The sequence below is a fragment of the Streptomyces sp. NPDC012508 genome, from assembly GCF_042902595.1.
GTDB lineage: Bacteria > Actinomycetota > Actinomycetes > Streptomycetales > Streptomycetaceae > Streptomyces.
Window position 1 is genome coordinate 1 of sequence record NZ_JBIBEO010000007.1, and the last position, 12460, is coordinate 12460.

Annotated in this window: 11 protein-coding genes and 1 pseudogene; 6 read left to right on the forward strand and 6 right to left on the reverse strand. The window is 71.5% G+C overall.

Annotated elements, in window-relative coordinates; genetic code table 11:
* The 3 genes and pseudogenes from ACFY8U_RS23670 to ACFY8U_RS23680 form a co-directional block, all read right to left on the reverse strand.
* Positions 1-101: pseudogene (locus tag ACFY8U_RS23670) on the reverse strand (ectoine/hydroxyectoine ABC transporter ATP-binding protein EhuA); the annotation flags it as partial.
* A complete protein-coding gene (locus ACFY8U_RS23675) occupies positions 101-1051 on the reverse strand; it encodes an amino acid ABC transporter permease (protein ID WP_361436566.1) in 951 nt (316 codons plus the stop codon). The pseudogene ACFY8U_RS23670 and the gene ACFY8U_RS23675, both read right to left, overlap by 1 nt.
* 29 nt (positions 1052-1080) lie before the next feature.
* Positions 1081-2046, reverse strand: coding sequence for an ABC transporter substrate-binding protein (locus ACFY8U_RS23680; RefSeq protein ID WP_361436569.1), 966 nt, complete (start codon positions 2044-2046; stop codon positions 1081-1083).
* A gap of 536 nt (positions 2047-2582) precedes the next feature.
* Here ACFY8U_RS23680 and ACFY8U_RS23685 point away from each other — a divergent pair.
* From ACFY8U_RS23685 to ACFY8U_RS23695, 3 genes are all read left to right on the forward strand, one after another.
* Positions 2583-3791 carry an NADP-dependent malic enzyme gene (locus tag ACFY8U_RS23685; protein WP_361436572.1) on the forward strand — a complete coding sequence of 403 codons (1209 nt, stop codon included), beginning with the start codon at positions 2583-2585 and terminating at the stop codon, positions 3789-3791.
* Between the two features lie 341 nt (positions 3792-4132).
* A complete protein-coding gene (locus ACFY8U_RS23690; protein ID WP_361436575.1) occupies positions 4133-5098 on the forward strand; it encodes a zinc-binding dehydrogenase in 966 nt (321 codons plus the stop codon).
* A gap of 71 nt (positions 5099-5169) precedes the next feature.
* Positions 5170-6654 carry a cellulase family glycosylhydrolase gene (locus ACFY8U_RS23695; RefSeq protein ID WP_389573316.1) on the forward strand — a complete coding sequence of 495 codons (1485 nt, stop codon included), beginning with the start codon at positions 5170-5172 and terminating at the stop codon, positions 6652-6654.
* Here ACFY8U_RS23695 and ACFY8U_RS23700 read toward each other — a convergent pair.
* Both ACFY8U_RS23700 and ACFY8U_RS23705 read right to left on the reverse strand, forming a co-directional pair.
* The gene (locus tag ACFY8U_RS23700; protein ID WP_361599298.1) at positions 6651-7538 is read right to left on the reverse strand and encodes a helix-turn-helix transcriptional regulator; all 888 of its coding nucleotides are present in this window, start codon (positions 7536-7538) and stop codon (positions 6651-6653) included. The two genes, ACFY8U_RS23695 and ACFY8U_RS23700, sit on opposite strands and share 4 nt — an antisense overlap.
* A 1-nt stretch (position 7539) precedes the next feature.
* Positions 7540-8400 (reverse strand): DUF4097 domain-containing protein, encoded by an 861-nt coding sequence (locus ACFY8U_RS23705; protein WP_389573318.1) that lies wholly within the window; start codon positions 8398-8400, stop codon positions 7540-7542.
* A gap of 148 nt (positions 8401-8548) precedes the next feature.
* Here ACFY8U_RS23705 and ACFY8U_RS23710 point away from each other — a divergent pair, with 148 nt between their 5' ends.
* On the forward strand, positions 8549-9379 hold the full coding sequence (locus ACFY8U_RS23710) for a hypothetical protein (protein WP_389573320.1): 831 nt from the start codon (positions 8549-8551) through the stop codon (positions 9377-9379).
* Between the two features lie 61 nt (positions 9380-9440).
* On the opposite strand, the gene ACFY8U_RS23715 is transcribed toward ACFY8U_RS23710, so the two are convergent.
* The gene (locus ACFY8U_RS23715) at positions 9441-9623 is read right to left on the reverse strand and encodes a DUF6104 family protein (RefSeq protein WP_037695221.1); all 183 of its coding nucleotides are present in this window, start codon (positions 9621-9623) and stop codon (positions 9441-9443) included.
* Positions 9624-9719: 96 nt separating this feature from the next.
* On the opposite strand from ACFY8U_RS23715, the gene ACFY8U_RS23720 reads away from it, so the two are divergent.
* Together ACFY8U_RS23720 and ACFY8U_RS23725 are read left to right on the forward strand one after the other, a co-directional pair.
* Positions 9720-10217 (forward strand): CU044_2847 family protein, encoded by a 498-nt coding sequence (locus tag ACFY8U_RS23720; RefSeq protein WP_389573322.1) that lies wholly within the window; start codon positions 9720-9722, stop codon positions 10215-10217.
* Complete coding sequence (locus tag ACFY8U_RS23725) at positions 10214-12436, forward strand: trypsin-like peptidase domain-containing protein (RefSeq protein ID WP_389573325.1); 2223 nt, start codon at positions 10214-10216, stop codon at positions 12434-12436. The genes ACFY8U_RS23720 and ACFY8U_RS23725 overlap by 4 nt, the downstream gene beginning before the upstream one ends.
* The last annotated feature ends 24 nt before the right edge of the window (positions 12437-12460 follow it).

The window sequence follows — 12460 nt, forward strand, 5'->3', positions numbered from 1 at the left end:
AGGCAGAACACCTCACGGGGAGCGACCTCGAGATCGATACCCCGCAGGATGTGCGCGGCGCCGTAGGACTTGTGGACGCCCTCGGCCTTCACCATGGCGGTCATCGCGTCGCCTCCGGGGAACGCTTGAACGTGGTCAGGTTGGCCCGGATGCGCTGCAGCGGGGTCGGCGGCAGGCTGCGCAGGGAGCCACGCGCGAAGCGGCGCTCCAGGTAGTACTGGCCGACGCTGAACACGCTGGTCAGGGCCAGGTACCAGATGGAGGCCACGAACAGCATCTCCATGACGGCGCCGGCCGTGCTGCCGATGTTCGAGGAGGCCCTCAGGAGCTCCGTGTACTGCACGGCCGAGACCAGTGACGAGGTCTTCAGCAGGTTGATGAACTCGTTGCCCGTCGGCGGCACGATCACCCGCATCGCCTGCGGAAGTACGATCCGGCGCATGGTCTTCGTCTGCGACATGCCGAGCGCGTGCGCCGCCTCGGTCTGTCCCTCGTCGACCGACTGGATGCCGGCCCGGACGATCTCCGCCATGTACGCGCCCTCGTTCAGGCCGAGGCCCAGGAGCGCGACCATGAACGGCGTCATGACGTCGACGGTCTCGTTCTTGTAGATCGGTCCGAGGTTGATGTACTCGAAGATCAGCGACAGGTTGAACCAGACCAGCAGCTGGACGTAGACCGGCGTGCCGCGGAAGAACCAGATGTAGAGCCAGGCGACCGCGCCGGTCACCGGGTTCTTCGAGAGCCGCATCACGGCGAAGACGACGCCGAGGACGAGGCCGAGCGCCATGGAGGCGACGCTGATGATGATCGTGTTTCCGAGGCCCTCGAGGACCGAGGTGTCGAACAGCTTGTCCCAGACCGTGTCCCAGATGACGTTGCCCTGGGAGAAGGCGTAGACGAGCCAGCCGAGCAGCACGACGACGACGACCGCGCTGATCCAGCGGCCCACGTGCCTCACGGGAATTGCCTTGATCGCCTCGTACGGGGAACCCGAGGCGCCGGGCCCGACCGGACTGTCGGCCGGACCCTTGTCGATCTTGTCAGTCACTATGACTGCCCTTCAGCGGAGCGTGGCGATCACTGACCGGCGTTGACGGTGGCCTGCTTGACGGCGCTGTCCTCGACGTCCCACTTCTCCAGGACCTTCGCGTACGAGCCGTCCTTGATGATCGCGTCGAGGGCTTCCTTGACGGCGTCACGGAGCTGCGTGTCGTCCTTGGAGACGCCGATGCCGAAGAGGCCGACGTCGCTCTGGCTGCCGACGACCTCGAAGTCGTTGCCGCCGCCCGAGGTCTTCGCGATGTACGCGGCGACCGGGTAGTCGTTCAGGTCGGCGACGGCGCCGCCGGCCTTGACGCGGGTCTGGGCCTCGGCGTCGGTGTCGAACGCCTGGATGGTGAGCTTGTTCGCGCCGCACTTCTCGGCCTGCGCCTTGAAGGTGTCCTCGTAGATGGTGCCGCGCTGGACGGCGACCGTCTTGCCGCACAGGTCGTCGAGGGAGTTGATCCCCTGCGGGTTGCCCTTCTTGACGAGGAGCGAGACGCCGGAGCTGAAGTAGTCGACGAAGTCGATGCCCTTGCCGATCTTCTTGCCGCTGTCGTCCAGGCCCTCCTGCCGCTTCTTGTTGTCCGTCATCGAGGACATGATCAGGTCCTGGCGGCCGGTCTCCAGCGAGGTGATCAGACCGTCGAAGGTGCCGGAGGTGAACTGGAACTTCACACCCAGCTGCTTGGAGAGGGCCTCGGCGATGTCGGGGTCGACGCCGACGATCTTGCCGCCCTCGGTGTACTCCATGGGGGCGTAGGAGGCGTCCGTGCCGACCTTGACGACTCCGGACTTCTGGATGTCGGCGGGCAGCTTCGAGAAGAGCGGCGCGTTGCTGGCGGCGCCGCTGGTCGTGCCGCCCTCGGGGGTCGAGCCGCCCTCGGTCTGGTCGCCGCAGGCGGTCAGCAGCATGGAGCCGGCGACCGCGATGGCGGCGACCGCGGCAAGACGGGAGGTACGGGTCTTGGCGGTCGTACAGCGCGTGGAGCGTGCGGTCATGGTCGGGTTCCTCCGGCGTGTGAGGGAGTTGCCATAGGCCGCAGCACGCACCTTCGGGTGTCGCGACCTCGTGTGATTACGCGCATCTTGCCATTCGGACTACCCGAATCGGACGGCCTCGCATGTCAAAATCGGATAACGGGTGACCCCCGAATCCCGACAGGCCGGTACATCAAGGCCGGACCTTCTCCGGAGATTTCTCCCTACTGCCGGAAAATCTGCGGTTGATCTCGCCATTCGGGCGACACGAAGACCACGATTCGGTCTACCCCGAACGTATCCGGACATCAGGCGACGCGCCTGATGTGCGCAAGGTGCCAATACGGCTGTATGAGCCACATCACCGCTCCGTATTGGACTCGTCTACGGTGATGTACGTCCGGTAAGAAGGATCCTTACACCCCTCATCCGGGGCTCAGGGCGCGTTGTGCGGCGCGCCCGCGCGGTTGCCAGACACGGCGACCGCGGGACCCGCCCACCCCTCCTCATCCAGGAGTGGCCACCCTCAAATGAAGAAGACTTAAGGGGTCAACCCAATGGCAGCGGAGATCGTCAATCCTCGCAGCGAGAGCGGCACGGAAGGGGCTCAGGAGCCCTTCGATCCGGCCTTCGCGCTGCACCGCGGCGGCAAGATGGCCATCTCGGCCACGGTGCCGCTGCGCGACAAGGACGACCTGTCCCTCGCGTACACGCCCGGCGTCGCCAAGGTGTGCACCGCGATTGCCGAGCAGCCGGAACTGGTCCACGACTACACCTGGAAGTCTCAGGTCGTCGCGGTCGTGACCGACGGTACGGCGGTGCTCGGACTCGGCGACATCGGCCCGGAGGCCTCGCTTCCGGTCATGGAGGGGAAAGCGATCCTCTTCAAGCAGTTCGGGGGTGTGGACGCGGTGCCGATCGCGCTCGCGACCACCGACACCGACGAGATCGTGGAGACCGTCGTCAGGCTCGCCCCGTCCTTCGGTGGAGTGAACCTGGAGGACATCTCGGCGCCGCGGTGCTTCGAGATCGAGCGCAAGCTCCAGGAGCGCCTCGACATCCCCGTCTTCCACGACGACCAGCACGGCACCGCCGTCGTCACCCTCGCCGCGCTCCGTAACGCCGCGAAGCTGACCGGCCGTACCCTCGGCGACCTGCGCGGTGTCATCTCCGGCGCCGGTGCGGCGGGTGTCGCCATCGCCAAGTTCCTCCTCGAGGCGGGGCTCGGTGACGTGGCCGTCGCGGACCGCAAGGGCATCGTCAGCCTGGACCGGGACGACCTGACCCCGGTCAAGCGCGAGCTCGCGGAGATCACGAACAAGGCGGGCCTCTCCGGCTCCCTGGAGACCGCCCTGGCCGGCGCGGACGTCTTCATCGGCGTCTCCGGCGGTACGGTCCCGGAGGCCGCGGTGGCGTCCATGGCTCCGAACGCGTTCGTGTTCGCCATGGCCAACCCGAACCCGGAGGTCCACCCCGACGTCGCGCACAAGTACGCGGCCGTCGTGGCGACCGGTCGTTCGGACTACCCGAACCAGATCAACAACGTGCTCGCCTTCCCGGGCATCTTCGCGGGTGCCCTTCAGGTCCGCGCCTCCCGGATCACCGAGGGCATGAAGATCGCCGCCGCCAACGCGATCGCCGACGTCGTCGCCGACGAGCTCTCCGCCGCGTGCGTGATCCCGTCGCCGTTCGACGAGCGCGTCGCCCCGGCCGTCGCGGCCGCGGTCGCCGCCGCCGCCCGCGCCGAGGGCGTGGCGCGCCGCTGACGCGTCCGTACGCGACGAAGGGCCGTCCCCGGAACCCCGGGGCGGCCCTTCGTCACGTGGAGGCCCCTCCGGGCGCCCGCGGAGCCTCCGGGCCTCCCGGCGCCTGCGGCTCCACAGGCGGTGCGGAGCCCCCCCGGCCTCCCGGCGCCTGCGGAGCCTCCGGGAGCCTCCGGGCGCCCGCGGAGCCTCCGGTGCCTGCGGAGGCCTCTCCGGCGCCTGCGGAGGCCTCGGTTCCGGCGCCGCGGCCGCTCCCGGACAGGGGCACGGCGGGTGCGCGCTGATGTGTGTGTCACATCCGTGTGAGGTTCCGTCACGCGGGTGGGGGACCCTACGCTCGGCCCATGTTCGCTGCCTACGCCGCCCGAATCGACCGCGACCAGCCCCTCAACGGCCTTGAGCTGGGGGAACGGCCCGAGCCCGAGGTGCGTCCCGGGTGGACCACCGTCACCGTCAAGGCCGCCTCGCTCAACCACCACGACCTCTGGTCGCTGCGCGGTGTCGGGCTGCCCGAGGAGAGGCTGCCGATGATCCTCGGCTGCGACGCCGCGGGCATCGACGAGAACGGCGACGAGGTCGTCCTGCACTCCGTCATCGGCCAGTCCGGCCACGGGGTCGGCCCCGACGAGCCCCGCTCCATCCTGACCGAGCGCTACCAGGGCACCTTCGCCGAGCGTGTCACCGTGCCCTCCTGGAACGTGCTCCCCAAGCCCAAGGAGCTCTCGTTCGAGGAGGCCGCATGCCTCCCGACCGCCTGGCTCACCGCGTACCGCATGCTCTTCACCAACGCGGGCGTGCGCCCCGGCGACTCGATCCTCGTGCAGGGCGCGGGCGGCGGGGTCGCCACCGCCGCCATCGTCCTCGGCAAGGCCGCGGGGCTTCGGGTCTTCGCCACCAGCCGGGACGAGGCCAAGCGGAAGCGGGCCGTCGAACTCGGCGCCGTCGAGGCGTTCGAGCCGGGCGCACGGCTCCCGAAGCGCGTGGACGCCGTCATCGAGACCGTCGGCGCCGCCACCTGGTCGCACTCGGTCAAGTCGCTGCGCCCCGGCGGCACCCTGGTGATCTCGGGCGCCACGAGCGGCGACCGCCCCTCGCACGCCGAGCTGACCCGGATCTTCTTCCTGGAGCTGAAGGTCGTCGGCTCCACGATGGGCACCAAGGACGAGCTGGAGGACCTGCTCTCGTTCTGCGCCGCCACGGGCGTACGGCCGGTGATCGACGAGGTGCTGCCGCTGGACCGGGCGCGCGAGGGCTTCGAGAAGATGGCCTCGGGCGAGCTCTTCGGGAAGATCGTCCTGACGACCTCTTGATGGATCGTCAGATCTGCTGATGGGATCTCCGGCACCGCGCTCACGCCGAGCGTCTCGTGCCGGAGGTTCCCTTGTTACGAACGACCCTTGCCGCGGGCGCCGTCGTCGCCGCGCTCCTCGCCCCCGCGGCCGCCCACGCCGACAGCGGAACGGCCGGAACTGCCGGGACGACAGGAACTGCCGGGACGGCGGCCGGAACGGCTGGAGCGACCGGCATACCCGTCCTCACCGACGACCGAGGCCGCGTCCTCACCCTGCGCGGCTGGAACGTCGAGGACAAGGTGAACCGCGGCGACCAGGCCCTGTCCGCCGTCACCGAGCGGCACTTCAGGGACATGCGCGCGCAGGGCTTCAACTTCGCCCGGCTGCTCGTCTTCTGGGACGACCTGGAGCCGGAGCGCGGCCGGTACAGCAAGTCCTATCTGCGGAAGATCGAGCGCGTCCTGGACTGGGCGGAGAAGTACGACGTCCATGTCCTCATCGACGCCCACCAGGACGTCTTCGGACCCGCCTTCGGCCACCGGGGTGTTCCCGCGTGGGCGACCAGGACGGACGGTCTGCCCTTCACCCCGCATCCGGACGACTGGTTCGCCGAGTATTTCGAGCCGGCCGTGCAGCGCGCGTTCACCCATCTCTACGAGGACGAGGACCTGCGGCTCGCCCAGGCGGAGATGTGGCGCGTGCTCGCCGACCGCTTCGAGGACCACCCGGCCGTCCTCGGCTACGACCTGATCAACGAGCCGATGGGGGAGCTGCGCGAGGGCGAGGACCTGCCGACGGCCGCCCGGCGGATCGAGCGCGAGCAGCTGACACCGATGTACAACCGGCTCGCGGACGCGGTCCGTTCGGTCGACCGGGACACCTGGATCTTCGTCGAGCCGACCCCGATCGTCGGCGAGGGCGTGCCGACGGGCCTCGGCAGGATCGACGACCGGAAGATCGTCTACGCCCCGCACTTCTACAACACCGCTATGGAGGCGGGTGCCGACTACGACCCGGCGGCGGGCTGGATCGAGACGTACGAGCAGGCCGTGACCCGGTACCCCGAGGAGTACAAGGTCCCGGTCGTCGTGGGGGAGTGGGGGCCGCTCAACAACTCCCTGCCGAACATGAACCGCTTCTACCGTGAGGCGATGGCCTCCCTCGGCCGGTACGGCAGCGGGTGGGCCGGCTACGTCTGGTGCTACGGCGGCGGGTACTGCGCGGTGGACGGCGCCGGGGCCTTCCGTACGAACAAGGAGCTGACCGCCGAGCCGTACGCGGAGGCGGTCGCGGGCACGGTCACCTCCGCGTCGTACGACTCCGGGGCGGGCGTCTACCGCCTCGTGTACGAGTCGTCCCGGCGCGGCGCCCGGCTCACCGAGCTCTCGCTCCCCCCGGGCGCCTGGCAGGTGACGGCCCGGGGGAAGGCGGTGGTGCTCCGCGGGAGCGCGGGCAAGAGGGCTGGTGTGGGCAGCGGCTCCGGCGCGGGCACGGGTGAGGCCGCCGGCAGGGCCTGGGTGCTCGCGGCGCCCGGGGCCCGGGTGACGGTGACGGTCACCCGGGAGACCCGCTAGGCGTCCTCGCGCTCCGGGCGCAGCAGCGAGGTGATCCGGTCCGCTGCCGTGGACAGATGGCGGCGGGCCTCGGTCAGCTGGGCCGCCGTCACCCCGTGGTCCCGGGCCGCGTCACGGACGTCGTCACGGAAGCGGTCCAGGAGCCGGTCGAGATCGCGGGCCGGTTCGCCCGTCGACTCGACCGTCGTGGCCCACTCCGAGACGGCCTCCTCCGGGGAGGAGGCACGGCCCGACGCCTTGGGGTGCGTCGCGCCCGTGACCAGGCCGCCCAGCTGCGCGGTGATGTCCGAGATGCCCTCCCAGACCCCTGACGGCCAGTCGCCGCGCGAGAAGCGGTCCTGGACCTGCTCCTGGACCTGCTGGGCGATCCGCTGGAACTCCTTCGCCTGTCTGCGCGCCGACTGTGCCTCCTCGCGGGCCTGGCGCGTCTGTTCGCGCCACTCCTGCTTGGCGCGGCGCAGCTCGTCCTTGGCGTCGGCGAACGAGGAGCCCTTCTGCCGGCTCTCGCTCGCCGCCGCGCGCATCTCGTTGCGCAGCTTGCCCGCCGCCCCGCGCACGTCGTCGCGGATCTCTGCGGCGAGCTCGGAGACCGACTCGCGGATCTCCCGCTCCAGATCGTCCAGTTCGCCGCCGCGGCCGGCCAGCTCCGCCCGGCCCGCGTCGGTGATCGAGTACACCTTGCGGCCGCCCTCGGTGGCGTGCGTGACCAGGCCCTCGGCCTCCAGTTTGGCGAGCCGGGGGTAGACCGTGCCGGCGGAGGGGGCGTACAGCCCGTGGAAGCGCTCCTCCAGGAGTCTGATCACCTCGTAGCCGTGGCGAGGGGCCTCGTCGAGGAGCTTGAGGAGGTAGAGGCGCAGTCGGCCGTGGGCGAAGACGGGCGGCATGTCACAGCACCTTTCCGGAGGCGTGATCGAGGTCGTCGGACTGGACCGGGTCCGGGCGGCGCAGGAGGGCGATCGAGCCGGAGACCGTCGTGGCCCTGAGCGTGCCGCGGCCCTCGCCGAGGGTGCCGGTGATGGTCTTGGTCCCCCACTGCCCGGTGACCCGCAGATCGTCGAAGGCGTTGGAGACGGAGCCGCTCGTGGTGCTCGCCTCGACCCGGGCGTCCGTCGGATGCGGGAGCCGGATGGCGACCTCGCCGGAGACGCTCGTGAGCCGGATGTCGGCGGGCGGCCCGTCCAGATCGACGGCGTCGAGATCGATCACCATGTCCCCGCTGACCGACTCGGCGCGCACGGAGGATCCCGACCCGTCGATGACCGTCAGATCACCGGTCACCGTGTTGACCCGCAGCGCGCCCGTGACCGACTGGGCCTCCAGGGAGCCTGAGACGCTCTCCGCGTGGACCGGGCCGGAGAGCCCGACGAGGGTGGTGTCGCCCGTGACGCCCTTGACGTCCGTGCGCCCCTTGATGCCGGAGACGACCGCGCCCGCGCTCACCACGCCCACCTCGACATCCGCACCGGCCGGGACGGCCACCGAGACGACGGCCTTGCGGCGGTGTCCCTTGCGGTCGAACCACTTGAGGAAGCCCTGCCAGTGCAGGTCCTCGTACGTGACGGTCAGGGTGGAGCCCTCCTGGGTCACGATCAGCGGCGGGCCCTGGATCTCGGAGACCTCCAGGCGGGCGGTGCTCTCGGAGGTGCCCACCACGTTCACCGTGCCGCCGACGACACGCACCTGGAGGCGGCGCACGGGGTCGGTCAGCATGAGTCTCGTCGGCTCGGCCACGGACCACTCTGTCATCGTGCTGACCTCCCGGTTCGGTGACGCAACATATCGCGTCCTCGATAGACACGATATATCGCGGTACGGGGAAGTCAACCCCCGCTCGGCGAGGGCGCGGGCGCACATTCGCCCTCGTACCCGGACAAATTGGCCTAGCGTAAGGCCCATGAACGCGACATCCGGACCGCACCCCGTCGGCGCGCTGCTGCTCTGCCGCGCCGAGCCCGCGGCGGTCCGCCCACCGGCCCAACTGCTGCGCGAAGAGCTCCTCCTCGCCCCGGCCGGGGCCGACTGGAGCGTCCTCGTCCCGGAGGGAAAGCCCTGGCTCCACGGCGGCGAGCCCGTCGAACGGGTCGTCAGCGGCTGGGCCACCGCACTGGCCGTCTCCGCCGCCACCTGGCCCGTCCTCGCGCTCTGGTGGGACGCGGACCGGGCCGGCTTCGTCCTCGCCGCCGGATTCCGCCGCACCGTCGGCTACACCTGGCTCGCGGACGGCACGCCGGTCGGCGAGGACGAGGCCATGCGCACCTTCGCCGCCCGGCTCGCCCTCGACCCCGTACTGGACGTCCAGGCACTGGAGCCGCTCACCGGACCCGACAAGGACGCCGACGCGCACGCCCGGCTCGTCGGCCTCACCGCCGTCCTCGCCCGCGTCGGCCTGGCCCTGCCCACCGGACTCACCCCCGGCGAGAGCGCCGACCGGCTCCGATCCGTCGCCCTGGCGCAGGGGGCCGAAGAGCTCGAATGGGCCGGCTGGCGCGACGCCGTACGGGCCGAACTCGACGCGGTGGAGGGCGGCCCGCTCGGCCCGTATCTGCGCGGCCCCAGGGCACGGCTGCTCGGCGCGGCCCAACTCGGGGCGGGGCTGCCGCTGCTCGTCTGGGGGGTCGGCCGCCGCAGCGGAGGCTGGACGGCGGCGGGGGTGCTGCTCGTCGCGCACGGCGCGCTGGGACTCGCGTACGACCGGCTGCGCGCTGACCGGCTGGGCGTCGCCTGACCGCGATCACGCGGTGAACGCTGCTCCGGTCAGTGACCCCGGACGGGGCCCTTGATCGTCGTCACTCGTCCTCGTCCTCGTCGTCCAGACGGGCCAGCCAGGTCGCGAGGCGCTCGACGGGCACCTCGAAGTCGGGGTTGAGGTCGACGAACGTACGCAGCTGCTCGGCGAGCCACTCGAAGGAGACCTCCTCCTCGCCGCGCCGCTTCTCCAGTTCCTCGATGCCACGGTCAGTGAAGTACATGCGATCAGGATAGGCCGTGGTCCCGACGGACCCTCGCGCTTGTCAGCGGCAGGGATTAGCCTTCTTCATCATCGTTTCGGGGAGCGGGGGGCCGCTGTGACGCACGGGATCGCTCGGATACGACTGGACGACGGCACACCCGTCTGGGCACGCATCAGCGAGCCCGAGGAACTCGGCCGGGGCGGCGGCTTCACGGACACCGGCATCGGCGACCGGGTGGTCTCGATGGCCGGGGGTCTCACCGACGTCGTGCGCGGGGTCGTCGGTTCGCTGCGGGGCGGGCTCGACCCCCAGTCGCCCGTCGAGGTGGCCGTCAGCTTCGGCATCGAACTCTCCGCCCAGGCGGGCAAGGTGATCAGCGTCCTCGCGGAGGGCGGCGGTACGGCCTCCATCTCGGTCTCCCTCACCTGGACCGAACCGGGCCCCGCCCCCGCGGTGGCTCCCGACGCGGAATCCGTGGATCCCGGCCACGAGACCGACCCGGCCGCGGCGCCCGGACCCGGTCCCGGACCCGGTCCCGCGCGCGTGCCCGGTCCCGCGCCGGCGCCCGACACCGGACCGTTCCACCGTCCGGCGGCCGATGGCGCCGTATGAGCGCCTTCGAATCACTCGTGCGCCCCGCACTGGTACGCGTCGCGGCTCCCGGTGACGGGTATGACCCGCTCGGCGACCGGTACTGGGGCACCGGCTTCTTCATCGCCCCCGGCTGGGTGCTGACCTGCGCCCATGTCGTGGCAAAGGGGGGAAGCGCGGTGTGGAAAGGCGAGCGGGCCGTCGGCATCGTCTGGGACGGCGGCGTGACGACCGGCGAGGTCGTCCTGGCCAGCCCGCGCCCCACCGTGCCCGAAGAGGAACTCCACCGGTGGGACTTCCCCGACCTCGCGCTGGTCCGCGTTCCCGACGCCAGGGACGCGAGCTGTGTCCGGCTCAGTGAGCGCAGGCCCGTGATCGCCGAGCCCATCCCGGTCGGGCTGCACGGCTGGTCCCGGGTGACCGGCCGGCTCGGCATCCGCGAAGCCGTCGGGGAGGTCCACGGCGTCGACGGCGAGGCGCTTCTGCTGCGCGGGACACAGCCCGTGGAAGGACTCTCCGGCGGACCCGTGGTCGACCTCGACCGCGCGGCCGTCATCGGCCTCAACAAGGGGCGCGGCGCGGACGAGGGCGCCGCCGTCCCCATCACCTCCCTGCGCCGGCTCTACCAGGAGCGCGGCGGCGAAGTGCTCTCCGAGGTCATGCGCGAGCACGACCGGCACCACCTCGCCCGCTACCGCTCGCTCTCCGGCGCGCCCGACTGGACCAGGGCGCAGCTCCGGCACCGACCGCCCACCGTCCAGGGCGGCCTCGACCCGGGGCGCCGGATCCATCTGTACGGGCGGCTCGCCGAACTGCCCCAGCCCGGCGGGCCGGGCGACGTGCTGCACCTCGTCGACGAGGCCCGGCGGCTGACGGTCGGCCACGACTTACGGCCCGTGCTCGAAGTCGCCCCGCGGACCTGGCGCGAGGGCGTCGGACTGCTCCACGAACTCCACGATCCGACCGACGAGCAGGAGACCGCGTCCGGCCTCGGGCTGAACGCCGTGCTCGTGTACGCGGCGAAGGTCGCCCGGCACGTCAGGGAGCGGCACGGGGACGGCCAGTCGATCCGGAGCCTCGCCGACTGGGTCACCGACGCCGCCGCCGAGACCCCGCTGCGCACCCGGCAGGCGATCGCCGCGGTACTGGCGGCCGGCCGTCCCACCGGCGGCCTCCCGGTCCGTGAGTCCGGGGCCCGGGCCGACGTCCTGGTCGAGATCGACAGGCCTCGGTACGGCCGGAAGTTCCCCTGGCGGGTGAAGCTGCTCTTCGACGGCCACACGATCACCCCGCTGCACGGGGACGACGAGGGCGTCGAGCGCGAACGGCTCCAGGAAACCCTGCGCGAGCCGCTGGCGGACGCGCTGGCCCGGGGTGACCGCGGGGAGCATCTGGCCGCCGTCGAGGCGCTGTTGCCGCGCGAACTCTTCGACGAGCCCCTCGACACCTGGCGGCTCTCGCCCGACGACGAGCTCTTCGACGAACGCTCGCTGCCCCTGGGCAGTCGCCGGATCGTCGTCATACGGGACGCGGCGCGCCACGCGCGACCGCCGGCGCCCGAGTGGCACACGCGCTGGCGGACAGCCGGTCCGGGGCCGCTGCGGGCGGTACCGCTGCGCGCCGAGGTGCTCACGGCGGGAGGGGACGCGGCGCACGCGGCACGGACCCGCCGGGAGTCTCCGCGCCAGGCCTGGGTACGGCTCTCCGAGGCCGAGGCAGGCTCGGTTCCGGTGTACTGCGGCCCCGTGGGCAGCGGCGACGGACTCAAGGCCATGGCCGCCGCGCTGGCCGCCGGGCACCCCATCGCCCTGTGGCGCAGCGGCGCCCACGACCACACGGACTGCGCCGAGTTCCACGCGCGGGCGGACGGGCTGCTCGCGGAGGCGGGAAGGGCCGACGCGCTGCACGGGCCCGTCATCTCGCTGCGTAGGCGGGTGGCCGCGGACACGGACCTCATGGGCCTGGACATGCCCTGGGAGGTGGACCTGGACACCGACGCGGACGGGGCCACGGCGCCCGAGCCCTGGACCGGGACCGAGGCGGAAGCAGCGACCGGAGCCGAGACGGAGACCCGGACCAGAGCCGGAGCAGAGACCGGGACCCTGGAGGCCGTTCCGCCGCCCGTCCGCTCCGAGCATGCCTGGGCCGAGCATCTCGCCGTGTTGTTCGATCCTCCGGACCGGCCCCCGCACGAGGATCCGCTCCAGGGCCCGCCGATGCTCGGCGAGGAGGAGTGGTGACCGTGCGGGCGACTCCGCGAACAC

What these genes read in the sequence shown, in the direction of transcription:
- ACFY8U_RS23680 (WP_361436569.1), bottom strand. Translation starts at nt 2,046, where the DNA reads ATGACCGCACGCTCCACGCGCTGTACGACCGCCAAGACCCGTACCTCC.
- ACFY8U_RS23685 (WP_361436572.1), top strand. Translation starts at nt 2,583, where the DNA reads ATGGCAGCGGAGATCGTCAATCCTCGCAGCGAGAGCGGCACGGAAGGG.
- ACFY8U_RS23690 (WP_361436575.1), top strand. Translation starts at nt 4,133, where the DNA reads ATGTTCGCTGCCTACGCCGCCCGAATCGACCGCGACCAGCCCCTCAAC.
- ACFY8U_RS23700 (WP_361599298.1), bottom strand. Translation starts at nt 7,538, where the DNA reads ATGCCGCCCGTCTTCGCCCACGGCCGACTGCGCCTCTACCTCCTCAAG.
- ACFY8U_RS23705 (WP_389573318.1), bottom strand. Translation starts at nt 8,400, where the DNA reads ATGACAGAGTGGTCCGTGGCCGAGCCGACGAGACTCATGCTGACCGAC.
- ACFY8U_RS23710 (WP_389573320.1), top strand. Translation starts at nt 8,549, where the DNA reads ATGAACGCGACATCCGGACCGCACCCCGTCGGCGCGCTGCTGCTCTGC.
- ACFY8U_RS23715 (WP_037695221.1), bottom strand. Translation starts at nt 9,623, where the DNA reads ATGTACTTCACTGACCGTGGCATCGAGGAACTGGAGAAGCGGCGCGGC.
- ACFY8U_RS23725 (WP_389573325.1), top strand. Translation starts at nt 10,214, where the DNA reads ATGAGCGCCTTCGAATCACTCGTGCGCCCCGCACTGGTACGCGTCGCG.